Source organism: Luteimonas notoginsengisoli (genome assembly GCF_042648885.1).
Lineage (GTDB): Bacteria > Pseudomonadota > Gammaproteobacteria > Xanthomonadales > Xanthomonadaceae > Luteimonas > Luteimonas notoginsengisoli.
Map to the genome: position 1 here is coordinate 212,059 of NZ_JBHRYF010000008.1, position 19,793 is coordinate 231,851.

The window sequence follows — 19,793 nt, forward strand, 5'->3', positions numbered from 1 at the left end:
TTCCGCTGCGCTCCCTTCCGACGGTATCGTTCGCGCCCACCGGACGCGGACGCTGTCGATCCGCGGGCGCCGGCCGTTCCGTTCGCGCGCACCGGCTGCCGGTGCGACCGCTTCGCCCAATCCACAGGAGACCGGAACGCTATGCGCATCGCCTGCCTGATCCGCTACCGGATCGACCCGTTCCAACGCGACGCCTTCGCGACCTATGCCGTCAACTGGGGCCGGATCATCCCGCGCTGCGGCGGCGATCTGGTCGGCTACTTCCTGCCGCACGAAGGCAGCAACGACCTCGCCTGGGGCCTGGTGGCATTCGACGACCTCACCGCGTACGAGGCCTATCGGAGGCGACTGAAGACCGACCCCGACGGCCGCGACAACCTGCGCTTCGCGCGCGAGCAACGCTTCATCCTGCGCGAGCGGCGCAGCTGGCTGGAGATCGTCGACGACGCATTCCGCCTGCAGGCACACGCCGGGAGGCAGCCATGATCCTGGTCCTGTTCGAACTGACCCTGCAGCCGGGGCGCCAGGCCGACTACCTGGGCACCGCCGAACGCCTGCGGCCGCTGCTGGACGGCGCCGACGGATTCCTTTCGATCGAACGCTTCGAAAGCCTGGGCGAATCCGGCAGGCTGCTGTCGCTGTCGTGCTGGCGCGACGAGGAGGCCGTGCGGCAATGGCGCATCGCCGAAGCGCACCGGCAGGCGCAGGATGCCGGCCGACGCGTGATCTTCGCCGACTACCGACTGCGCGTGGCCCAGGTGCTGCGCGACTACGGCATGCACGATCGCGAGCAGGCACCGCCGGACGCGCGGCGCGCGGTCGAGGCCTGACGCTCTTGGGGCGTTGCGCGCGGTCGCGTTCGCTGGCGACACACACTGTTCTTCCGACTCGGCAGCCGCTGCGCGCCCGGCGCAGGTGCGAAGTCCTAGAATGCGCGACCGCCTCCGCTCCCGGTGCGCAATGCCGCTTCGCCTGCTCAAGCTGTTCCTGGGACTGATCGCCTACGGCGTGTCGATGGTGATGATGCTGCAGTCCGACCTCGGACTGATGCCGTGGGACGTGCTGCACCAGGGGCTGTCGCTGCAGGGTGGCTGGCCGATGGGCCGCGTCACCATCGCGGTCAGCTTCGCGGTGCTGCTGATGTGGATTCCCATCCGGCAGAAGCCCGGCTTTGGCACCCTGTGCAACGCGGTGGTGATCGGGCTGGTGTTCGACCTCGTCAACGGCTGGATCGGCGACCGGCTGCTCGACGCGCCCCTCGCAGCGCGCGCGGCGCTGCTGGCCGGCGGCATCGTGCTCAATGGCGCGGCGACCGCCGCGTACCTGGGCGCGCATTTCGGACCCGGCCCGCGCGACGGACTGATGACCGGCCTGGTGCGTCGCACCGGGCGCTCGGTGCGCCTGGTCCGCACGCTGATCGAGGGCAGCGTGCTGGTGTCCGGCTTCCTGCTCGGCGGCACGCTGGGACTGGGGACGGTCGCCTACATGCTGCTGATCGGTCCGCTGATCCAGGCGATGCTGCCGTGGTTCGATTCGCGCGCCCGCGCCGCCGCGGACGTCGCACCGCTGGTGGACCGGTCTTCGTAACCATCGTCCGGGTGTCGCGCGCCGCGGGCATGGCCTCGGCAGCCGACGGGGCGCACCGCCGCGATGGGCCCGCTGCGGTGTTCGCTACACTCGCGCCATGCCCACATTCGCCGCCGATCGCGTCGCGATCCTGACCCCCGATCCTGCCGACAGCACCTACGCGGGCGCCTGGCCGGCCGTGCTCGAACGGCTCGCCGCGGCGCTCGAGCGCGCCGGCGTGACCGCCACCCCGACGCCCTGGACCGCGCACGTCGACGACTGCGCGCGGCTGGTGGAATTCCCGCTCGTGCTGCCGCTGCTCGCATGGGGCTACCACCTCGACCACGCGCGCTGGCTGCGCGCCTGCCGGTCGTGGCGCGACGCGGGCGTGCCGATGGCCAACCCGGCCGCGGTGCTGGCGTGGAACTCCGACAAGCGCTATCTCCAGGCGCTGGGCGAGCGGGGAATCGCGATCCCGCCGACGACGTGGAGCGAGCGTGTTACGCGTGCGCAGGTCGACGCCATGTTCGACGCCACCGGCGCCGCGCAGCTGATCGTCAAGCCCACCGTGTCCGGCGGCGCATGGAAGACCGTGCGCCTGCGCCGCGGCGACGCGCTCGCGGGCATCCCCGACGGCGACGCGATGATCCAGCCCTACCTGCCGACGATCGAAACCGAGGGCGAAACCTCGCTGCTGTTCTTCGGCGGCCGCCTGAGCCACGTGGTCAACAAGCGGCCCGTCGCTGGCGACTTCCGCATCCAGGTGCAGTACGGCGGCCTCTACACCCCGCTGCCGGAGCCGCCCGCCGGCGCGTTGGCGCTGGCCGAACGTACTCTGGCCGCCATCGACACTCCGCTGCTGTACGCACGCATCGACGTCGTGCCCGACGCCGACGGCCGCTGGCTGCTGATGGAAGCCGAGTTGATCGAGCCGGACTTCTACCTCGACCACGATCCCAGTGTTGGCGCCGGCTTCGCGCAAACCGTGCAGGCCCAGCTCGCGGCATCCCCGCATCGCCCGTAGGGCGGGCGGGGCGAAGCGGCACCCATCGCGTCGTGCGAAACGATGCGGCGCCGAAGACTAGGCCTCGGCGCGGCGCGGCAGCTTCCAGTCCGGGCGCACGTAGTGGCAGGTGTAGCCCGTTGGGAAATGCTGCAGGTAGTCCTGGTGCTCGGGTTCGGCTTCCCAGAAATCGCCTGCCGGTGCGACCTCGGTCACCGCCTTCCCGGGCCACAGGCCGGAGGCATCGACATCGGCGATCGTGTCCCTCGCGACGCGCTCCTGTTCGGGCGTGGTGAAGAAGATCGCCGAGCGATACGACGTGCCGCGGTCGTTGCCCTGGCGATCCTTCGTCGAAGGATCATGGATCTGGAAAAAGAATTCCAGCAGCGTGCGATAGCTGGTCTTCTCCGGGTCGAACACGATCTCCACCGCCTCGGCATGCGTGCCGTGGTTGCGGTAGGTCGCGTTGGCCACGTCGCCGCCGCTGTAACCCACGCGGGTGGACACCACGCCGTCCATCCTGCGCAGCAGTTCCTGCACGCCCCAGAAGCAGCCGCCTGCGAGGAGCGCCCGTTCGGTCGCCATCACGCACCTCCGGTGTGCGTGACGGCCCCGGGCGCGGGCTTCCCGCCGGGCACCTCCACCTGGTCGATGTACTCGCCGTAGCCGGCGGCCTCCATCCCGGCGAGCGGCACGAACCGCAGCGACGCCGAGTTGATGCAGTAGCGCAGCCCGCCGCGGTCGCGCGGGCCATCGTCGAACACGTGGCCGAGGTGGCTGTCGCCGTGCGTCGAACGCACCTCGGTGCGGATCATGCCGTGCGACGTGTCGCGCAGCTCGTTGATGTGGGCCGCCGCGATCGGCTTGCTGAAACTCGGCCAGCCGCAGCCGGACTCGAACTTCTCCGACGAGGCGAACAGCGGCTCGCCAGAGACGATGTCGACATAGATGCCCGGCTCGCTGTTGTGCAGGTACTCGCCGCTGCCCGGGCGCTCGGTGGCGCCTTCCTGGGTGACCCGGTACTGCTCGGGGGTGAGGCCGGCGACGGCTTCGGGGGTCTTGCGATAGGAGGTCATGGCGCGTCTCCGCTGGGGGTGGCTCCGATATGGGGATGCCGGGGGCAATACGAAAGCGGGTCCGGCGGGAATATACGGATTCTGCGGAGGCAGACGGGAGGAGCGGATCCGTGGTGACCGATCTTGTGGGAGCGGCTTCAGCCGCGAGCTTTCGGCATGCAAACCATGTCGGCAAAAATGTCGCGGCTGAAGCCGCTCCCACAAGGACGCATCAGGGAGGTGTCAGTGGCAACGGGCGCCGTGTCAGGGCCCTGCAACGTACAGTTCGATGATGTCCTCGATCGCATCCCGACATACCGAGCAGAACGCGTCCGCGCGGGTGAACATCAGGCATTGCATCTGCGGGCGGTAATAGCCGGTGGCGGCGTAGTTGGCGCCCTCGAAGGCACCGACCGCGTCGCGGTACTTCGCGTCGGCGAACAGCGCGCCCACGTGCGCCTGTTCCTCGCGGAACAGCGCGCTCATCTCCGACTCCGGGCGCCGCTCCGCGCGCAATGCCTTGCGGCGCGCCTGCACGTCGCGCTCGTACGCCTCGAACTCCGTCTTGGGCCACGGCGTCGGCAGCGGCGCCACCGGGCTGCGCCGCGCGGCCCACTTCAACCGCGCCGGATCGAGCAGCGCGCTGACGTTGGGTTCCCACGGCTCGACCCGGTGCGCGTCCGGCGCGGCGTAGGCGACGTCGGAGGTGTAGTACTCGTCGGCCAGCCCGGCGAAGTGGTGGCCGAACTCGTGCACGAACACGTAGTCGGCCCAGTCGTTGTCGGCCGCCACCGTGCTGAACTGGCCGAAGATGCCGCCGCCGCCATACGTGTCGCCGTTGACCATGATCTCCACGAACTCGTACGGCGCGTGCTGCGCCAGGTCGCGGAACGCGCGGTTGTCGAGCGTGAGGATGTAGCGCTCGCTGCCGAAGATGTCGTAGCGCGCGCCGGTGGCGCTGGCATGGTGGAGGCCGGTCGACGGGCGGCTGATCCCGGATTCGGGCACCGGCACCGCCAGCGCCCAGACGTTGAAGTCGGACGCGCGCTCCTTGAACGGCGAAACGCTGAACAGACGATCGGACAACCGCCGCGCGTCGGCCTGGAACTTGTCCATCTGCGCGGCGGTGTAGCCGTCGCCGAGCAGCAGCAGGTCCACCTTGCCCGCGGGATCGCCGTTGTGGCGGATCGCGATCGGCCGTGCCGGGGCCGGCATCGCCGCGCGCTCCACGTCCAGCGCGCCCGGATCGACCGGCAGCGACCATGCCAGCGCGAACCCGTTGCGGACATCGCGCCCGTATACCTTCACCAGCACCGGTCGGTCCGGCATCGGGAATCGCAGCGACTCCTGGAAGCTGCGCTGCAGCGCCTTGGCCTCGTCGGTCGTGCGCCACTCGCCGAACACCGTGCTGTAGCCGCGCGCATACAGCACCTGGCCGGTGCCAAGGTCGACCACCTCGAACTTCTGGCTGCCGCGGTTGGTGTCGTCCAGGGGACGCGCGGGATTGCCTGGCCAGGGCAAGGGCTCGACCACCACGCGTTCGAGCGCGTAATGCTCGACGCCGGCGTCGCCCGAATGCTGGATGTCGACGCGCAGGGTGCGCGGCGCGACGTCGTCGGTTACGGCCGCGGACGCCGCCGTTGCGGCCGCAGCGGCGGTGCCGGCCAACAGCAACAGCAAGGAGCAAGGAAGGACGCGCTGGCGCATCGGCATCTCCCGGGAGCCCGGCGCCATGATCGGGCAGCGCCCGGCGAAAGGGAATCCACGCGGGCGCAGGAGTCGGAGCGTGCGCGCTTGAATCAGCGCAGCGCGGCCACGCGGGTTCGCACGATCAGCTGTCCGGCACGTTGTCGTGGTTGGCGTAGCCGGGCTCTTCGCCCGAGGGTTCTTCGCGCTTGATCTGCTTGCCGACGCGATGGTCGCGCTCGCTGATGCGGTCTTCGGGCCTGGCCACGTCGCCATCGTCGCGGTTGTGCTTCTGGCCGGCCTCGGCGTCATCGGGTTCGTTGCGGCGATTCATGCGTGCATCCTCGGCGTCTCGGACCTGCACGCTAGGCGTGGGGCCGTGAACTGGCGGTCAAGCGCCGTCAGGCGAACGTGAACGACACGCTACAAGGCCCGTCCATCGGCCGTGCTAGTCTCGCCGTCGAAGGGGAGTAGCTCCCAATTGCCGCCACCGTCATTACGAGCCTCGGCTCCGGTGCGGCAGCAGGTCGACCAGGCCTGTGAGCGAGACCTTCGCCGATCACGGCGAAGGTGCATCAATCCCGATGCAATCCGGCCGTGGCGCCGAGCTTCCGCAATCCCGATCCATCCGATGCACCCGGTGCGCGAGCGCCTGGTCGACCGCATCGCGGGATGCAGCGGCTCTTCCACTTTCCACGGAGATTTCCATGCTGTGCCCCACCTGCGACAACGTGAACCTGGCCATGGCCGACCGCCAGGGCATCGAGATCGACTACTGCCCGCAGTGCCGCGGCATCTGGCTCGACCGCGGCGAGCTCGACCGCCTCATCGAACGCACCGAACAGGCCAGCGCACCGGCGCTGCCGAGCGCGCCGCCGCCCTATCGCGATGCCCACGCGCGCGACGACCGCCCACGCCATTCCGGCGACCGCCGCCACGACGGCAAGCACGGCCACTACGCCAGGCAGCCCAAGTCCCTGCTCGGGGAACTGTTCGACTTCTGACCGTCGTCATCGCGCCCGGTCTCCAGGCGCCTGACGCCCGCCCATCCCCGCCGACCAACTCCCCGGAACCCTCCGCATGGAACAGCTCGCGAACCCTGAAATCTGGATCGCCCTCGCCACCCTCACCGCGCTCGAACTGGTGCTGGGCATCGACAACATCATCTTCATCTCGATCCTCGCCGCAAAGCTGCCGGCGGCGCAGCGCAACAAGGCCCGCAAGGTCGGCATCCTGCTGGCCGCGGTCACGCGCCTCGCGCTGCTGATGGCCATCGCCTGGATCGTCGGCCTGACCGCGCCGCTGTTCTCGCTGTTCGGGCAGGCGTTCTCCTGGCGCGACCTGATCCTGATCGGCGGCGGTCTGTTCCTGATCGGCAAGGCCACCCACGAGATCCACCAGAAGCTCGAGGGCGCCACCGAAACGGTGAGCTCCGGCGTGGGCGCGGCAACGGCGACGTTCGGCGCGGTGATCGCGCAGATCATGCTGCTCGACATCGTGTTCTCGCTGGACTCGATCATCACCGCGGTCGGCATGGTCGACGAACGCTGGGTGATGGTCACCGCGATCCTCGCTTCGATCGGCTTCATGCTGGCGTTCGCACGGCCGATCGGCGACTTCGTCGAACGCCATCCGACGGTCAAGGTGCTCGCGCTCAGCTTCCTGATCATGATTGGCCTGGTGCTGGTCGCCGACGGCTTCGGGCAGCACATCCCGAAGGGCTACATCTACGCGGCGATGGCCTTCTCGGTGTTCGTCGAGATGATCAACCTGTGGATCCGCCGGCGCGCCGAGCGCAAGCAGCCGCCGGTGAAGCTGCACGAGAAGTACGCAGGCGACGAACAGGCACCCGGCTAGAGCTCGCGGCGCGCCCGGATGCCGGGCGCGCCTCACCGCGCTTCGCCGGGCCGACCGTGGCGGCCTCCGGATGGAGTTCGCCACCCCGCCTTCTGGCATTGATGGCGGCGCCGGCGGGCGCAGGACCGCGCGGAAAAACATTTCACCGAACGGTTGACAATCCCACGGACCGGTATATATTCAACCTTATGGTTGACTATAAATCCGATGTCCCTGGCGGCCCGCTCCTGGACGGTGTGTTCCAGGCACTGTCCGACCCGACGCGACGCGCCATGCTGCAGGCCCTCGCCGGGCAGCCGCGCACGGTCGGCGAGCTGGCCGCGCCGTTCGACATCTCGCTCGCTGGCGCCTCCAAGCACATCCAGGTGCTCGAGCGCGCCGGGCTGATCCACCGTGAAGTCGAGGGCCGCGTGCACACCTGCCACCTCGATGCGCGACCCCTGCATGCCGGCGCGGAATGGATCAGCCACTACGAACGCTTCTGGAACGGGAAGCTCGACGTCCTCGAGGCCCTGCTCCGCACCGCCGATGCCGGCCCCGGCACCGACAAGCCTGCCCCCGCACCCCGCAAGAGGAAGAAGACATGAACGCGAACGCCCGCCCCATCGAAGACGCCTACGCCACCTTCAGCGACACCGACACCGTGCGCCTGCAGCGCACGTTGCCAGGACCGATCGAACGCGTCTGGGAGCACCTCACCGACGCCAGTCTTCGCCGCCAGTGGCTGGCCGGCGGCGACGACGTACAGCCCCGCGCCGGCACCTCGTTCGAACTGGTCTGGCGCAATGACCAGCTCACCGATCCGCCGGGCGCGCGTCCGGAAGGCTTCGGCGACGAACACCGGATGCAGAGCCGCGTCATCGAATGCGATCCGCCGCATCGCCTCGCCTTCACCTGGGACGGCGACAGCGACGTGGCAATCGATCTCGAACCGCGCGGCGACGAGGTCCTGCTCACCCTCGTCCATCGCCATCTCGGCAACCGCAACCGCGTCCTCATGCACAGCGCCGGCTGGCATGTGCACCTGGACCTGCTTGTCGACCGGGCAAGCGGGCGGCAGCCCGAGCCGTTCTGGGACGGATGGGCCGTCGCCAAGGCCGCCTACGACGCGCGTCTGCCCGCGTGAAGGAGATCGCCATGGACGCCCACGACTTCACCATCGGCTTCACCGTGGACCAGACGCCCGATGCCGTCTTCGCCGCCATCTGCGACGTTCGCCGATGGTGGTCGGCCGACATCACCGGCCGCGCCGAACGGGTGGGCGATCGATTCATCCACCGCGTGCGCGAGCTGCACCGCTGCGAGATCGAGGTCAAGCAGATGGTTCCGGGCAGCAGGATCGTGTGGACCGTCCTCGACAACCATTTCAGTTTCACGAGTGACGCCACCGAGTGGACCGGGACGGACATCGTGTTCGAGATCACGAAGTCGGGCGACGAAACCCGATTGCGCTTCACGCACCTGGGGCTGGTGCCTGCGTACGAGTGCTACACGGTTTGCAGCGATGGCTGGAACACGTACATCGCCAGCTTGCGCGACCTCGTCGCGAACGGCGAGGGGCGGCCCTATGTCGGGGAGGCGAGGACGGCCAGCGAACAGGCGCTGATGGCACCGGCGCAAGACCCGCGCTGAAAGGCGGTCCGCAGCGCGTCCCGATGCCTTCGCCGGGCAAGTGGGCAAGGCCTCGCGGCCGACGCGCTGCCATGGGAGCGCGAATGGCAGCGCGCAATGCGGGCGCATTCATGTGGCGCCCGACGCAACTGAATACGGACTCGTTCGCGAATCCTTGATCGTGAAGCGGGGAGAGTGGACGGCATCGAGCGCCACGGGCGCGCGAAACGCCCCGTCCGACATCCCCAACGCAAGGCCCCCCCATGTTCGCCCACAACAAGCGCCTGCAGTATTCCGTGCACGTTTCCGAGTGCAATCCCGCCCTGGCCAACCTGATGCTCGAGCAGTTCGGCGGGCCGCAGGGCGAGCTCGCCGCCGCGATGCGCTACTTCACCCAGGCGCTGGCTGAGGACGACCCGGGGCGCAAGGACATGCTGCTCGACATCGCGACCGAGGAGCTCAGCCATCTCGAGGTGATCGGCACGATCGTCGCCATGCTCAACAAGGGCGCCAAGGGGCGGCTGGCCGAAGCGGTTGAAGAAGAAGCCGAACTGTTTCGCTCGCTGCAGGGCGCCGGCAATGACTCGCATGTCACCCAGGTGCTGTTCGGCGGCGGCCCGGCGCTGATCAACTCCGGCGGACAGCTGTGGACGGCCGGCTACATCGACAGCATCGGCGATCCCAGCTGCGACCTGCGCTCCAACATCGCCGCGGAGTCGCGCGCCAAGATCGTCTACGAGCGGCTGATCAACGTCACCGCCGATCCCGGCGTCAAGGACGCGCTGACCTTCCTGATGACGCGCGAGATGTCGCACCAGAAGTCGTTCGAGAAGGCGCTGTACGCCATCGAACCGAACTTTCCGCCGGGCAAGCTGCCGGGCATGCCGGAGTTCGCCGAGGCCTACGTCAACACCTCGCAGGGCACCGGCGACATGCGCGGCTCGTGGAACAGTGGCGAGAACTTCGACTACATCACCGATCCCGAAGCATTCCTGGCGATGGACGGCGGCGATGGCCTGTCGTCGGTGAAGCTCAGCCGGACCGAGAAGTCCGCATTGCTGGCCATGGCCAAGCGCACGCGCTCGGATCCCGAGTTCGATCCGGTGACCGGCGTCGGCCTGGGCAAGGATCCCGCCACGATGCCCAAAACGCCGAAGGCCAGGAAGGAAGCCGGCGCTACGCGCAAGCGTGCGAAGTAGCGCCGGCCGGAGTACGCAATCAATCCGCTCCCGCTCCGTGGGAGCGGCTTCAGCCGCGATCCTTCGCGGCAAAACCCGCTCCTACGGCCCCGGCAGGCACCACGCGCGGCAATTGGTTTGCGCAACGTGTTGCCTGTAGGAGCGGCGGAAGCCGCGACCGCTTTCGCTCCGTTCTGGAACGAATACGCCTCATCGCGGCTCCCCGTTTCAGCAAGAGCCCCCAAAGCAAGGGCACCGCGGCTTCCGCTCCCGTAGGGACACCCTCCTGCGTCAGGCCATCGCATCCCTTGCAGCCTGCGCGAGCCACTGCATCGCGCCGAGGTACGGACCCGGGCCGTGGCTGATGCGCGCGACGCCGAGTTCGGCGAGCCGCGCACACGGCGGCGTCGCCGGCATGACCATGACGTTGACCGGCAGCGGCGAGGCCTCGACGAGTCGCGCAATCAGGTCTTCGGATACCACGCCCGGCACGAACAAGCCGCTCGCGCCCGCATCGGCATAGGCGCGCGCGCGTTCGAGCGCGGCGTCGACCATCGCCATGTCGTGCGCATCGGCCGGTGCCTGGAAGAAGACGTCGGTGCGCGCGTTGACGAACAGCGCCACGCCGGCACGCTCGGCCACAGCGCTCACCGCGGCCAGGCGCGCGGCCTGGTCGGCGATGGTGCGCAGCGAACCGTCGGCGGGGACACTGTCCTCCAGGTTGCAGCCGACGGCGCCGGCCTCCAGTGCCGCAGTCACGGTGGCGGCGACGGCGTCCGGCGCCTCCCCGTAGCCACTCTCCAGGTCCACCGTCACCGGCAGGTCCACGGCCGCGACCATGCGGCGCAGGTTGTCGATCGCCAGCGCCAACGGCAGCCGCTCGCCGTCGCCGAAACCGTTGGCGGCCGCCACCGACCAGCTGCCGGTGGCGATCGCCTTCGCGCCCGCCTCGGCCACGGCACGTGCGCTGCCGGCGTCCCAGGCGTTGAACAGCACCAGCGGTGCGCCGGCCACGTGCAGCGACGCGAACAACGCAGCTTTGCCCTGTCGCACGCTCACGCGCGCGCTGCCGCCTGCTGCGACGCGGTCGCCGAGGCGTGCGCCTCGCGCAGCTTGGTCGCACAGTCCTCGCAGCACACTTCGACGGTCTGGCCGCCGACGCGAACTTCGATGGCGTTCTCGTCCAGCGGGTAGTCGCAGGCAGCGCAGGTTTTCTCGCTCATGGTCTTGCTCCGGTGATGCCCGGGATCGGGCAGGCACATTCAAGCGCGCGCAGGCCACCGGCGCTGTCGAAAACTTTAGCGATGCAGCGCCGCCTGCCGGAACTCGCTGGGCGTGCGCCCGTAGGCCTTCTGGAACGCAGCGCTGAAATGACTGTGGCTGGAGAACCCCAGGTGCAGGCCGAGCGCGGTGAGGTCGTCCCATTCGCCCAGCAGGTCGAGTGCGCGCGCCAGCCGCAGGCGCAGCTGGTAGCGGTACAGCGGCACGCCCTCCACGTCGCGGAACGCCTGGGTGAGATAGACCGGCGACACGCCGACCTCCGTCGCCACTTCCGCCAGCGTCCAGCGCCGCGCCAGGTCGCGCGCGAGCACCAGCTTGGCGCGATCGACCAGCCGCTGCCGGCCATGGCTGGATGCGGCGGCATGCGTGGTGCGCGGGGCGAGCGCGCGGTGCACCAGGGTCAGCGCCAGGCTCTCGCCTTCGAGCACCTCGGCTACGCCTTCGTGCAGGGCATGCCGCAGCAGCGCCACCAGCACTTGCGCACGCGGGTCGATGCGCAGTCGCGGCTCGCGGAAGCGCAGCGGCTCACCCGCCTGCAACAAGCCGGCCGGCGCGATCTCGCGCAGCAGGTGCGGGTCGACCCACAGCGACAGGCTGGCGTCGCCGCCGGGGTTGGGATGGCTGACCCGGTAGCCTTCGCCGGCGTTGAAGAACAGCACCTGGCTGGCGTCGGCGACGGCCTCGCCGCCCTCGACGTGACGCACGTAGCTGCCGCGGTAGGGGAAGACCAGCTCGGTCCGCCCCATCCGCTCGATCTCGCCCTGGTGTCGGCAAGTCCCCGCGCACAGGACGTCGCGCACTTCGATCAGCGGCGTGCGCAGCAGCAGGTGGACGGTGAAGTCGGACATCGGCGCATTACATCACTGCCACCAACCCACGCGGCAGATCGGCGGATTCGGTTGGCGCCAACCCCAGGACGTGCCGCTAGAACATCCGTCGCAGCGTGTCGTCCCGGCGCAGCAGGTGATGCCAGAGCGCGGCGAGGATGTGCGCACCGATCACCCAGTAGAACAGCTCGCCGATCGTGCCGTGCAGGTCCTCGAGCGTGTGCGCCAAGGCCTCGTTCTCCGGCAGCAGCGCAGGCAAGGCGATGCCGGTGAATGGCAGCACGATCGACTTGCCGTCGCTCCACGCCGTGGCCAGGCCCAGCAGGGGCTGGACCACCAGAAACAGGTACAAGGCCAGGTGCAACAGCTTGCTGGCCAGCGTGTTCCATGCCGCAAGCGCGGGCGTGACCGGCGGCGCACCGTCGCGCCGCCGCAGGCGCAACCGCCACAACGCCAGCAGCACTATCGAGATGCCGACCCAGAAGTGTCCTTGCACCATCGCCGCGCGCGGCGCGCTGCCGCGCGGGAACAGGCCCCGCTGCTCGATCAGCAGGTAGGCCGCCGCCACCAGCAGCGCCATCAGCCAGTGGACGCGCCGCAGCGCCGGGGAATAGCGCGAACCGATCACGGACATTGCGAATCTCCCCGGCTGGACGTGCGCACACGCTACCGCGACGCGACAGCGCCGTCTTGATCGCGGTCAACTTCGGCGACGCGGCGTTCGCGCGCCGATCGGCGGCAAAACCCGTCGTGCGCCCGGGCTCAGCCGGCCATGTGCTTGGGCACCATCACCATCCAGTGCACGCCGAAGCGGTCGGCGACCATGCCGAACGCCGTCGCGAAGAAGCTCTCGGCCAGCGGCATGTCGATCCGCCCGCCGTCGGCCAGCGCATTGAAGCGGCGCCTGGCATCGGTCTCGTCGGCGCAGACCAGGGTCATCGCGAAGCCCTTGAACTCCGGCTGGCCGCTGCACATGCCGTCGGACAGCCCGAGCTCGGTGCCGCCGATGCGCAGCCCGGCGTGCATGACCTTGTCGGGCGGCGGAGTGGAACCGTCGGGACACTGGCCATCGGGGCCTTCGCCGTAGGTCATGCGCATCTGGACCTCGGCGCCGAGCGCCTTTCGGTAGTACGCGATCGCTTCGTCGGCGCGTCCTTCGAAGAACAGGTAGGGCTGGACGGACATGGGGAACCTCGCTTCAGGGTGGAAGACCGCGCCGGCATGGCGCACTCGCCTGACATGACGAACCGCCGCGGCTGGAATCGACATCGGTTCGCAGCCGCCCATCGGGCGACCACGCCAAGTGCGCGCGGGCCGTACGGCATGGAAGCACGCGGCGTCACCGGCCGCGACATCGCGCCGTGCCATGCTCGACGCATGCTTTCGGTCATCGTCCCCGCCCATGACGAAGCCGCGCTGATCGGCGCGACCCTGGATGCGCTGCAACGCGCGGCCGGCGCGCTGCGCCTGGACCACGAAGTGATCGTGGTCGACGACGCCTCCACCGACGCCACCGCCGCCATTGCCGCGGCGCGCGGCGCCCGCGTGCTGCGGGTGGAGCACCGGCATATCGCCGCGACCCGCAACGCCGGCGCCGCCGCGGCGACCTGCGACCGGCTGCTGTTCCTCGACGCCGACACGCTGGTGGACGCGACCGTGCTGGCCGCCGCGCTCGCGGCAATGGAGAACGGCGCGGTCGGCGGCGGCTGCAGTGTGCGGCTGGCCGGGCGCGTGCGCTGGTTCGAGCGCGCGTTCACCGCGGCGCTGATGCAGGTGTTCCGCCGGGTGAAGATCGCGCCCGGCTGCTTCCTGTTCTGCACGCGCGCGGCGTTCGATGCGGTCGGCGGGTTCGACCAGCGCTGGTACGCCGGCGAGGACGTCGCGATGAGCCGCGCGCTGGCCGCCCACGGCCGCTTCGTGATCCTGCGCGAAGCGGTGCTGACCTCCGACCGCAAGCTGCGCACGTTCCGCCTGCACGAACACCTGCGGCTGCTTTGGCGCTTCCTGCGCGGCGGCCGCGGGATCCTCCGATCGCGCGAGGTGCTGGAACTCTGGTACGAGCGGCGGGACCGAGGCTAGCGCGCGCTCACTCGCCGTCGCTGCGCACCTGCGCGTGGCTGACCAGGGCGAAGATCAGGCTGCCGCCGACCACGTTGCCGGCCAGCGTCGGCAGCGCGAAACGCAGCACCGCATCGGGCAGCAAGGCCTCGCCGGCGAACACCATGTACATCGCCTCCACCGAGCCGACCACGATATGGGTGAAACCGCCCAGGGCAATCACGTACGTGCACAGCACGATGATCGCCAGGCGCGAGCGCTCGGTGGCGGCCATCATCCACACCATCATCGCGATGATCCACCCGGCCATGACGCCCTTGGTGAACATCGCCAGCGGCGCGTTGTGCATCAGTTCGCTTCCCAACTCGAGGAAGGCGCGCTGGGTGTCGGCGTCGAACTGCTGCAGGTGCAGGAGGCCGAACGCGAACACCGTCGTGCCCAGCAGGTTGCCTGCCAGCACCACGCCCCACAGCCGCAGCAGCGCCTGGACGTTGTGCAGCGTGGGCTTGGTCATCACCGGAAGCACCGCAGTCAGCGTGTTCTCGGTGAACAGCTGCTGGCGGGCGATGATCACCGCCAGGAAGCCGAAGGTATAGCCGAAGCCTTCGACCAGGTAGGCGCCCGGCAGGCCTTCCATGTGCCGATGCAGCAGGCCGCGGGCGACAAACGAAAACCCCATCGTCAGCCCCGCCGCCAGCGCCGACCACGCCAGGGCCGACAGGCTGCGCTTGAGCTCTTCCTGCCCGGTGCGGCGCACGATCTCGTGCAGGACCGCTGCCCGCGGCGGGCTCTTCTTCGCCACGTCGCGGTGTTCTTCGCCGGACAGCGCGAACCCGCTGTCGGACTCCTCCTTCAGCGATTCCTCGACCTCGGCCTCCTCGCGCGCCTGGACCTGCTTGTCCGCCGCCTTCCTGGCCACCTTGTTGCTGTCGTCGGCCATGCGATCGCCTGCGGTAGATCCCGAAGGCCCGGGTTATCGCAGGCGATGCGTGACGCCCACGAAAACACGCCGCGACGCGCGGTGGCAGCGCGGAATCCGCGCGGCGCTGCGTCGGTGCGCACGCGCATGCGCATGCGGCCGGACCGCATCCGGCCACGCGTGGGCGAAGATGGCCCACGCCGCTGGGCGCGCATTCGTTCCATGCCCCTCGCTGACCGGCCACACCTGCGCTGCATCTGGCGTTTTCCTCGCCGCTTCCGGCACACGAGTCGCAGGCCCACGTCAGTGGGACAGCGCATCACAGGAAATGTCCCAGCACCACCGCGGCGCGCGGCCGATGAAGCTCGCGTTGATGCGCCCGCCACTAGGATGTCCTTCCAGGCGGCCCCGTCGGCGCACGCCCTCCCAGGATCGACCTTGAATCTCATTGCAACACTGCTCCGGCGCACGAACGCGCCGGGCGCGGCCGAATCGCCAAAAACCTCCAGACCCGGCGTCGATGTCGCTGCCACCATCGAACAAGCGCTCGACATGGCCGGCCTCGGGCGAGGCGCGGGAGCCGGCCCGGACGTGCGCGCCATCATCGGCGACGCCTTGTCGCAGGCCGGGCTCGGGTCGCGGCCGGCGCCCCTCCAGGACACGGCGACAACGCCACAGGCGCCGGCCGACTTGCGCAAACCCGGCGTCGATGGACATGCCCCGACGACGCGCGGCCAATGGCTGTCGCGATCGTTCAGCAACGCCGCCGGTACGCTCGGCTACCGGCTTTACGTGCCCGCCGGGCATGACCCCGCCGCCGCTGCCCAGGTGCCGCTGGTGGTGATGCTGCATGGCTGCACGCAGTCACCCGACGACTTCGCCGCCGGCACGCGCATGAACGAGCTTGCCGACACACACGGCTTCCTGGTGGCGTATCCCGCCCAGACGGCCAAGGCCAATGGCTCCAAATGCTGGAACTGGTTCCGCGGCGGCGACCAGGCGCGTGGACGCGGCGAACCCGCGCTGATCGCCGGCATCGCGCAGCAGGTCGCTGCCGATGAGCGGATCGATCCCCGCCGCGTGTTCGTCGCCGGCCTGTCCGCCGGGGCGGCGATGGCGGTCATCCTCGGCCGCACCTATCCGGACGTGTTCGCCGCGATCGGTGCGCACTCGGGCCTGCCATTCGCCGCGGCGCACGACGTGGCCTCCGCATTCAGCGCGATGCGCGCCTCACCCGCGGGAATGCGTGAGCGGCCTGTCGGCGGCGCGGTGCCGACGATCGTGTTCCATGGCGATGCCGACCACACCGTCGCATCCGGCAATGGCCGCGCGATCGCCGGCGATGCCACCACGGGCGCGATGCAATCCACGACCCAGGCCGGCGTCGCCGCGGGCGGCCGCTCCTACACCCGGGAAGTGCTCACCGATGCCGACTGGCGGCCGCGGGTGGAGCTGTGGACCCTCCACGGCGCCGGCCACGCCTGGAGCGGCGGCAGCGCGAAGGGCACGTACACCGATCCGTCCGGACCGGATGCGTCGGCGGAGATGGTGCGGTTCTTCCTCCAGTTGCCAGTGGCCGCGCACTGAGGCCAACCGCGCAGCGAAGCGCCGGATCGCGCCGTGCCGCTTGCGACCGTTGCCCGCCATCCGGAGGTTCGCGCACCGCATCACCCGCCGGGCCTCGCTCTGCGCCGGATGAAGGATCCCGGCGTGAGCCGTCGTCGATGGATCCGCTCCTGCGTTGCGATCCTTACCGCTCCAGTCCCGCCGAGCGCATCGGCGGGACGGCCGCTGCGACGCGCGGCCGCGGGCGCCGCCAGGGCAGCAGCATCGGCACCCGGCGCTGATAGTCCCGATACGTGTCGCCGAAGTGCGCGACCAGGTCGCGCTCCTCAAGGAACTTCACCGCGACCAGGATGTAGCCGGTGGTCATCAGCGCGAACAGCAGGTGGCCGAGGCTCATCGTCGGCGCGGCCCAGAACGCGACCAGGAAGCCGAGCATCAGCGGATGCCGCACGATGCGGTAGAACGCGCGGGTGACGAACGGCGTGTCCAGCGAAGGCGCGCGCCCCTGCGCATGGCGCCAGACCTGGCGCAGGCCGAACAGGTCGAAGTGGTTGATCAGGAACGTACTCGACAGCACCAGCAGCCAGCCCAGCGCGCACAGTCCGTACAGCGCGATTCGCGCCGCTTCGCCCTCGACCTGCCACACGCGCAGCGGCAGCGGACGCCACAGCCAGAACAGCAGCACAAGAACCAGGCTGCTGGCCAGCACATAGGTGCTGCGCTCGATCGCGGCGGGAACGATCCACGTCCACCTGCGCTTGAACGCCGGCCGCGCCATGCCGCTGTGCTGGATCGCGAACAGGCCAAGCAACGCGAGATCGATCGCCAATGCGAGCGGCAGTGTGGTCGGCGGGCCGCTGTCGACGTGCTTGGGCACCCCCACGCCGGTGACGAACGCGATGGCGTACAGGAACGTGGCGAGGAACACCGCGTAGCAGGCGGCACCGTAGAGCAGGGCGAGGATGCGGGACATGGCACGGACCTCAGGCACGGTTCGGGGGAGCGCGCCATCGCCGATGCCGGTGCTGGCGTCGCCGCCACGATCGCCCCGGGCCTGCGTCCGCGCCATGGGAACCTTGTCCCGGCGCCCGGCTCGAGTCCCGCACAACCGGGACAAATGTCCCGGTCCCCAGCCCGTCGTCAGGCCGCGGGCGTCGAGCCGCGCGCCAGCACGATCGCCTGCGCGCGGCTGCGCACGCCCAGCTTGCGGAACAGGTTGGACACGTGGTTGCGCGCGGTCTTCTCCGCGACGCCCAGTTGCCATGCGATCTGCGCATTGCTGCGGCCCTCGCACAGCAGCGCCAGCACCGCGCGTTCGCGCGGGGTCAGGCCGTCCAGCGGCAACGCCGATGTCGCGTCGCCGGCCCGCGCCCGGCCGGTGAACTCCAGCACCGCCTCGCAGAACGCGCCCCAGGCCGGCTCGTCCTCCAGCAGCACATGGTTGTGGGAATCGAGCTGCACGAACGTCGCCCCGGGAATCCCCGCGGCCAGTGCGCGTCCCTGCGACAACGGCGCGATCTGGTCGTGGCTGGCATGCAGCACCAGGGTCGGTACGCGGACCTGGGCGAGCAGTTCGCTCACGTCCACCTCGCCGCGCGCCCACAGCAGCGCGCGGGCGTTCGCCGCGGACGTGGTGCGCCGGCAGAGTGCATTGAACCAGTCGAACTGCGCCTGGCTGCCATGCGGCACGAAGCGCGTGGTGAACAGCTGCCGGAACACCGGGTTGTCGCTGCCCCAGCCGAGCCCCACCACCTCCATCACCGCATTGAACAGCGCGCGCCGCTCGGGATCATCGCTGCGGTTGCCGCCCAGCGCATAGCCGCCGTAGAGGATCAGGTGCGACACGCGCTCGGGATGCCGCACCGCGTAGCGGATCGACGTGGCCGCGCCCTGGCTGATGCCGAGCAGCGCGAACGGCGCCGCGACCGCGGCATCGTCGATCACGCCCTCCAGGTCATCGATCCAGTGTTCCTGCGCCAGGTCCCCCACCTCCCAGTCCGACATCCCGCAGCCGCGCTCGTCGTAGCGGATGTAGCGGAAGTGCTCGCCGAAGAAGCGGACCCAGTGCGCCCAGACCGGGCTGTCCAGGTCGTCCTGCAGGTGCGTCAGCCACGTCGCGGCCTTGACCAGCGCCGGCCCGCGCCCGATCTCGGCCCAGGCCAGCCGGACGCCGTCGTTAGTGAGCACGTAGTGGATGCGCTGCTTCATGGGTTGGACAACGGGGAATCCGGGCTCGCGTGGCCGGTCACATGGCGGCACCTGGACGCACTCCAGTCCTCGGCAGACGCCGGCGCGCACGGCCGGGGGCCATCGATCCCCGCGTCGGGCGCGTGCCCGCCACTTCGACGAATCCGTCTTCATGGTTGCTGATACGTTCCTTCAGACGCTTGCGCAAGCAGACCGCAGGAACCGCGATGGCGGAGCGACCACCACTTCCCCCTCTCCGATCCACGGATGCCATGCCGGCCCAGCCGCAAGCCATCGTCGTCATCGGGGTCGCCGGGAGCGGAAAAAGCACCGTGGCGCGCGCTCTGGCCGGGCACTATGGATTCGTGTTGCTGGACGCGGACGATTTCCACACTGCTGACGCCAAGGCGCGGATGGCCGCGGGCATCCCGCTGACCGACGCGCACCGCGACCCGTGGGTGGATGCGCTTGCATGCGAGCTGCAGAGAGCGGCGCAGCAAGGCCGTTCATCCGTGCTGGCCTTCTCCGGCTTGCGCGCCGCGCACCGACAGCGGCTGCGCGACAGCGGCGTCCCCGCGCGCTTCGTCTCCCTGCACGCGTCGCCGGAGGTCATCGCCGCCAGGCTCGCCGCGCGCCGCGACCACTTCATGTCGCCACAGCTGCTGGCCAGCCAGTTCGATGACCTGCAGCTACCGATCGGGGAGCCGGATGTCGTGATCGTTGGTGTCGATCGTCCGCTCGAGCAGGTTCTCGATGAAGCGGTCGCTGCACTGGCAGGAACGTAAGCGCCGGTCGCTTTCTGCGGGCCTCGATGCCTTGGGCAACTGCGCATCCGTCACACGCTTAACCATTAAGAAATAGGCCAGATCCGTAACCGCGTTCGGCTGACGTGTCGAGGAACCAGAGCGACAACGGGACCCCGCGATGCCATCGAAGTCGCCATTGTTTCTGTTGAACAACAACTGCGACCACCGTCGGGAAGTGCGCGCAATTATTCAA

General features: G+C 69.6%; 25 protein-coding genes. 13 read left to right on the forward strand and 12 right to left on the reverse strand.

The genetic code is table 11. The annotated features are described in order from the left end of the window. The first annotated feature begins 141 nt into the window (after positions 1-141). The 4 genes from ACFOM9_RS08895 to ACFOM9_RS08910 all read left to right on the forward strand — a co-directional run bounded on the left by ACFOM9_RS08895 (position 142) and on the right by ACFOM9_RS08910 (position 2,590). Entirely contained in the window at positions 142-486 is a 345-nt protein-coding gene (locus tag ACFOM9_RS08895; RefSeq protein WP_386709175.1) for an NIPSNAP family protein, read from the forward strand. Then, on the forward strand, positions 483-830 hold the full coding sequence (locus tag ACFOM9_RS08900; protein ID WP_386709178.1) for an antibiotic biosynthesis monooxygenase family protein: 348 nt from the start codon (positions 483-485) through the stop codon (positions 828-830). Before ACFOM9_RS08895 ends, ACFOM9_RS08900 begins: the two co-directional genes overlap by 4 nt. Before the next feature lie 130 nt (positions 831-960). Then, a complete protein-coding gene (yczE, locus tag ACFOM9_RS08905; RefSeq protein ID WP_386709181.1) occupies positions 961-1,587 on the forward strand; it encodes a membrane protein YczE in 627 nt (208 codons plus the stop codon). Between the two features lie 97 nt (positions 1,588-1,684). Beyond that, positions 1,685-2,590, forward strand: coding sequence for an ATP-grasp domain-containing protein (locus tag ACFOM9_RS08910; protein ID WP_386709184.1), 906 nt, complete (start codon positions 1,685-1,687; stop codon positions 2,588-2,590). Positions 2,591-2,647: 57 nt separating this feature from the next. Here ACFOM9_RS08910 and msrA read toward each other — a convergent pair whose 3' ends face one another. The 4 genes from msrA to ACFOM9_RS08930 all read right to left on the reverse strand — a co-directional run bounded on the left by msrA (position 2,648) and on the right by ACFOM9_RS08930 (position 5,644). Further along, positions 2,648-3,154 carry a peptide-methionine (S)-S-oxide reductase MsrA gene (gene msrA / locus ACFOM9_RS08915; protein WP_386709187.1) on the reverse strand — a complete coding sequence of 169 codons (507 nt, stop codon included), beginning with the start codon at positions 3,152-3,154 and terminating at the stop codon, positions 2,648-2,650. After that, the gene (msrB, locus tag ACFOM9_RS08920) at positions 3,154-3,645 is read right to left on the reverse strand and encodes a peptide-methionine (R)-S-oxide reductase MsrB (RefSeq protein ID WP_386709190.1); all 492 of its coding nucleotides are present in this window, start codon (positions 3,643-3,645) and stop codon (positions 3,154-3,156) included. Before msrB ends, msrA begins: the two co-directional genes overlap by 1 nt. Before the next feature lie 243 nt (positions 3,646-3,888). Beyond that, entirely contained in the window at positions 3,889-5,331 is a 1,443-nt protein-coding gene (locus ACFOM9_RS08925) for an IgA Peptidase M64 (RefSeq protein ID WP_386709193.1), read from the reverse strand. Between the two features lie 124 nt (positions 5,332-5,455). Further along, positions 5,456-5,644, reverse strand: coding sequence for a hypothetical protein (locus ACFOM9_RS08930; RefSeq protein ID WP_386709196.1), 189 nt, complete (start codon positions 5,642-5,644; stop codon positions 5,456-5,458). Positions 5,645-6,017: 373 nt separating this feature from the next. On the opposite strand from ACFOM9_RS08930, the gene ACFOM9_RS08935 reads away from it, so the two are divergent. The 6 genes from ACFOM9_RS08935 (at position 6,018) to ACFOM9_RS08960 (ending at position 9,977) form a co-directional block, all read left to right on the forward strand. Next, the gene (locus tag ACFOM9_RS08935; protein ID WP_386709199.1) at positions 6,018-6,314 is read left to right on the forward strand and encodes a TFIIB-type zinc ribbon-containing protein; all 297 of its coding nucleotides are present in this window, start codon (positions 6,018-6,020) and stop codon (positions 6,312-6,314) included. A 76-nt stretch (positions 6,315-6,390) separates the two neighbouring features. Then, positions 6,391-7,167 (forward strand): TerC family protein, encoded by a 777-nt coding sequence (locus ACFOM9_RS08940; protein WP_386709202.1) that lies wholly within the window; start codon positions 6,391-6,393, stop codon positions 7,165-7,167. A gap of 188 nt (positions 7,168-7,355) precedes the next feature. After that, the gene (locus tag ACFOM9_RS08945; RefSeq protein WP_386709205.1) at positions 7,356-7,754 is read left to right on the forward strand and encodes an ArsR/SmtB family transcription factor; all 399 of its coding nucleotides are present in this window, start codon (positions 7,356-7,358) and stop codon (positions 7,752-7,754) included. Beyond that, positions 7,751-8,293, forward strand: a complete 543-nt coding sequence (locus ACFOM9_RS08950) for an SRPBCC family protein (protein WP_386709208.1) — start codon at positions 7,751-7,753, stop codon at positions 8,291-8,293. Before ACFOM9_RS08945 ends, ACFOM9_RS08950 begins: the two co-directional genes overlap by 4 nt. Positions 8,294-8,304: 11 nt before the next feature. Then, positions 8,305-8,799 carry an SRPBCC family protein gene (locus ACFOM9_RS08955; protein WP_386709211.1) on the forward strand — a complete coding sequence of 165 codons (495 nt, stop codon included), beginning with the start codon at positions 8,305-8,307 and terminating at the stop codon, positions 8,797-8,799. Positions 8,800-9,041: 242 nt separating this feature from the next. Then, positions 9,042-9,977: a manganese catalase family protein gene (locus ACFOM9_RS08960; RefSeq protein WP_386709214.1), complete on the forward strand. Its 936-nt coding sequence runs from the start codon at positions 9,042-9,044 to the stop codon at positions 9,975-9,977. Between the two features lie 270 nt (positions 9,978-10,247). Here the strand turns inward: ACFOM9_RS08960 and ACFOM9_RS08965 are convergent, their stop codons facing one another. The 5 genes from ACFOM9_RS08965 to ACFOM9_RS08985 form a co-directional block, all read right to left on the reverse strand. Next, positions 10,248-11,015 carry an isocitrate lyase/PEP mutase family protein gene (locus ACFOM9_RS08965; RefSeq protein ID WP_386709217.1) on the reverse strand — a complete coding sequence of 256 codons (768 nt, stop codon included), beginning with the start codon at positions 11,013-11,015 and terminating at the stop codon, positions 10,248-10,250. Further along, positions 11,012-11,179, reverse strand: coding sequence for a hypothetical protein (locus tag ACFOM9_RS08970; RefSeq protein WP_386709220.1), 168 nt, complete (start codon positions 11,177-11,179; stop codon positions 11,012-11,014). The genes ACFOM9_RS08965 and ACFOM9_RS08970 overlap by 4 nt, the downstream gene beginning before the upstream one ends. A 75-nt stretch (positions 11,180-11,254) precedes the next feature. Continuing rightward, positions 11,255-12,085, reverse strand: a complete 831-nt coding sequence (locus ACFOM9_RS08975; protein ID WP_386709223.1) for a helix-turn-helix transcriptional regulator — start codon at positions 12,083-12,085, stop codon at positions 11,255-11,257. 76 nt (positions 12,086-12,161) lie between these two features. Next, positions 12,162-12,698 (reverse strand): cytochrome b, encoded by a 537-nt coding sequence (locus ACFOM9_RS08980; RefSeq protein ID WP_386709226.1) that lies wholly within the window; start codon positions 12,696-12,698, stop codon positions 12,162-12,164. Between the two features lie 128 nt (positions 12,699-12,826). Then, positions 12,827-13,249, reverse strand: coding sequence for a VOC family protein (locus tag ACFOM9_RS08985; RefSeq protein WP_386709229.1), 423 nt, complete (start codon positions 13,247-13,249; stop codon positions 12,827-12,829). 192 nt (positions 13,250-13,441) lie between these two features. On the opposite strand from ACFOM9_RS08985, the gene ACFOM9_RS08990 reads away from it, so the two are divergent. Then, positions 13,442-14,143 (forward strand): glycosyltransferase, encoded by a 702-nt coding sequence (locus ACFOM9_RS08990; RefSeq protein WP_386709231.1) that lies wholly within the window; start codon positions 13,442-13,444, stop codon positions 14,141-14,143. Positions 14,144-14,150: 7 nt separating this feature from the next. On the opposite strand, the gene ACFOM9_RS08995 is transcribed toward ACFOM9_RS08990, so the two are convergent. Further along, positions 14,151-15,062, reverse strand: a complete 912-nt coding sequence (locus tag ACFOM9_RS08995) for a formate/nitrite transporter family protein (RefSeq protein ID WP_386709234.1) — start codon at positions 15,060-15,062, stop codon at positions 14,151-14,153. Between the two features lie 285 nt (positions 15,063-15,347). On the opposite strand from ACFOM9_RS08995, the gene ACFOM9_RS09000 reads away from it, so the two are divergent. Continuing rightward, the gene (locus ACFOM9_RS09000; protein WP_386709237.1) at positions 15,348-16,628 is read left to right on the forward strand and encodes an extracellular catalytic domain type 1 short-chain-length polyhydroxyalkanoate depolymerase; all 1,281 of its coding nucleotides are present in this window, start codon (positions 15,348-15,350) and stop codon (positions 16,626-16,628) included. A 163-nt stretch (positions 16,629-16,791) separates the two neighbouring features. On the opposite strand, the gene mddA is transcribed toward ACFOM9_RS09000, so the two are convergent. Together mddA and ACFOM9_RS09010 are read right to left on the reverse strand one after the other, a co-directional pair. Then, positions 16,792-17,580 carry a methanethiol S-methyltransferase gene (gene mddA, locus ACFOM9_RS09005; protein WP_386709240.1) on the reverse strand — a complete coding sequence of 263 codons (789 nt, stop codon included), beginning with the start codon at positions 17,578-17,580 and terminating at the stop codon, positions 16,792-16,794. A gap of 167 nt (positions 17,581-17,747) precedes the next feature. Then, positions 17,748-18,815 carry an alpha/beta fold hydrolase gene (locus ACFOM9_RS09010; RefSeq protein WP_386709243.1) on the reverse strand — a complete coding sequence of 356 codons (1,068 nt, stop codon included), beginning with the start codon at positions 18,813-18,815 and terminating at the stop codon, positions 17,748-17,750. A gap of 206 nt (positions 18,816-19,021) precedes the next feature. Between ACFOM9_RS09010 and ACFOM9_RS09015 the strand changes: the two genes are divergently transcribed. Further along, positions 19,022-19,579 (forward strand): gluconokinase, encoded by a 558-nt coding sequence (locus ACFOM9_RS09015; RefSeq protein ID WP_386710960.1) that lies wholly within the window; start codon positions 19,022-19,024, stop codon positions 19,577-19,579. The last annotated feature ends 214 nt before the right edge of the window (positions 19,580-19,793 follow it).

Bases quoted from the DNA above. Each gene is read 5' to 3' on its own strand.
- ACFOM9_RS08895 (WP_386709175.1), top strand. From the start codon at position 142: ATGCGCATCGCCTGCCTGATCCGCTACCGGATCGACCCGTTCCAACGC.
- ACFOM9_RS08900 (WP_386709178.1), top strand. From the start codon at position 483: ATGATCCTGGTCCTGTTCGAACTGACCCTGCAGCCGGGGCGCCAGGCC.
- yczE (WP_386709181.1), top strand. From the start codon at position 961: ATGCCGCTTCGCCTGCTCAAGCTGTTCCTGGGACTGATCGCCTACGGC.
- ACFOM9_RS08910 (WP_386709184.1), top strand. From the start codon at position 1,685: ATGCCCACATTCGCCGCCGATCGCGTCGCGATCCTGACCCCCGATCCT.
- msrA (WP_386709187.1), bottom strand. From the start codon at position 3,154: ATGGCGACCGAACGGGCGCTCCTCGCAGGCGGCTGCTTCTGGGGCGTG.
- msrB (WP_386709190.1), bottom strand. From the start codon at position 3,645: ATGACCTCCTATCGCAAGACCCCCGAAGCCGTCGCCGGCCTCACCCCC.
- ACFOM9_RS08925 (WP_386709193.1), bottom strand. From the start codon at position 5,331: ATGCGCCAGCGCGTCCTTCCTTGCTCCTTGCTGTTGCTGTTGGCCGGC.
- ACFOM9_RS08930 (WP_386709196.1), bottom strand. From the start codon at position 5,644: ATGAATCGCCGCAACGAACCCGATGACGCCGAGGCCGGCCAGAAGCAC.
- ACFOM9_RS08935 (WP_386709199.1), top strand. From the start codon at position 6,018: ATGCTGTGCCCCACCTGCGACAACGTGAACCTGGCCATGGCCGACCGC.
- ACFOM9_RS08940 (WP_386709202.1), top strand. From the start codon at position 6,391: ATGGAACAGCTCGCGAACCCTGAAATCTGGATCGCCCTCGCCACCCTC.
- ACFOM9_RS08945 (WP_386709205.1), top strand. From the start codon at position 7,356: ATGGTTGACTATAAATCCGATGTCCCTGGCGGCCCGCTCCTGGACGGT.
- ACFOM9_RS08950 (WP_386709208.1), top strand. From the start codon at position 7,751: ATGAACGCGAACGCCCGCCCCATCGAAGACGCCTACGCCACCTTCAGC.
- ACFOM9_RS08955 (WP_386709211.1), top strand. From the start codon at position 8,305: ATGGACGCCCACGACTTCACCATCGGCTTCACCGTGGACCAGACGCCC.
- ACFOM9_RS08960 (WP_386709214.1), top strand. From the start codon at position 9,042: ATGTTCGCCCACAACAAGCGCCTGCAGTATTCCGTGCACGTTTCCGAG.
- ACFOM9_RS08970 (WP_386709220.1), bottom strand. From the start codon at position 11,179: ATGAGCGAGAAAACCTGCGCTGCCTGCGACTACCCGCTGGACGAGAAC.
- ACFOM9_RS08975 (WP_386709223.1), bottom strand. From the start codon at position 12,085: ATGTCCGACTTCACCGTCCACCTGCTGCTGCGCACGCCGCTGATCGAA.
- ACFOM9_RS08980 (WP_386709226.1), bottom strand. From the start codon at position 12,698: ATGTCCGTGATCGGTTCGCGCTATTCCCCGGCGCTGCGGCGCGTCCAC.
- ACFOM9_RS08985 (WP_386709229.1), bottom strand. From the start codon at position 13,249: ATGTCCGTCCAGCCCTACCTGTTCTTCGAAGGACGCGCCGACGAAGCG.
- ACFOM9_RS08990 (WP_386709231.1), top strand. From the start codon at position 13,442: ATGCTTTCGGTCATCGTCCCCGCCCATGACGAAGCCGCGCTGATCGGC.
- ACFOM9_RS08995 (WP_386709234.1), bottom strand. From the start codon at position 15,062: ATGGCCGACGACAGCAACAAGGTGGCCAGGAAGGCGGCGGACAAGCAG.
- mddA (WP_386709240.1), bottom strand. From the start codon at position 17,580: ATGTCCCGCATCCTCGCCCTGCTCTACGGTGCCGCCTGCTACGCGGTG.
- ACFOM9_RS09010 (WP_386709243.1), bottom strand. From the start codon at position 18,815: ATGAAGCAGCGCATCCACTACGTGCTCACTAACGACGGCGTCCGGCTG.
- ACFOM9_RS09015 (WP_386710960.1), top strand. From the start codon at position 19,022: ATGGCGGAGCGACCACCACTTCCCCCTCTCCGATCCACGGATGCCATG.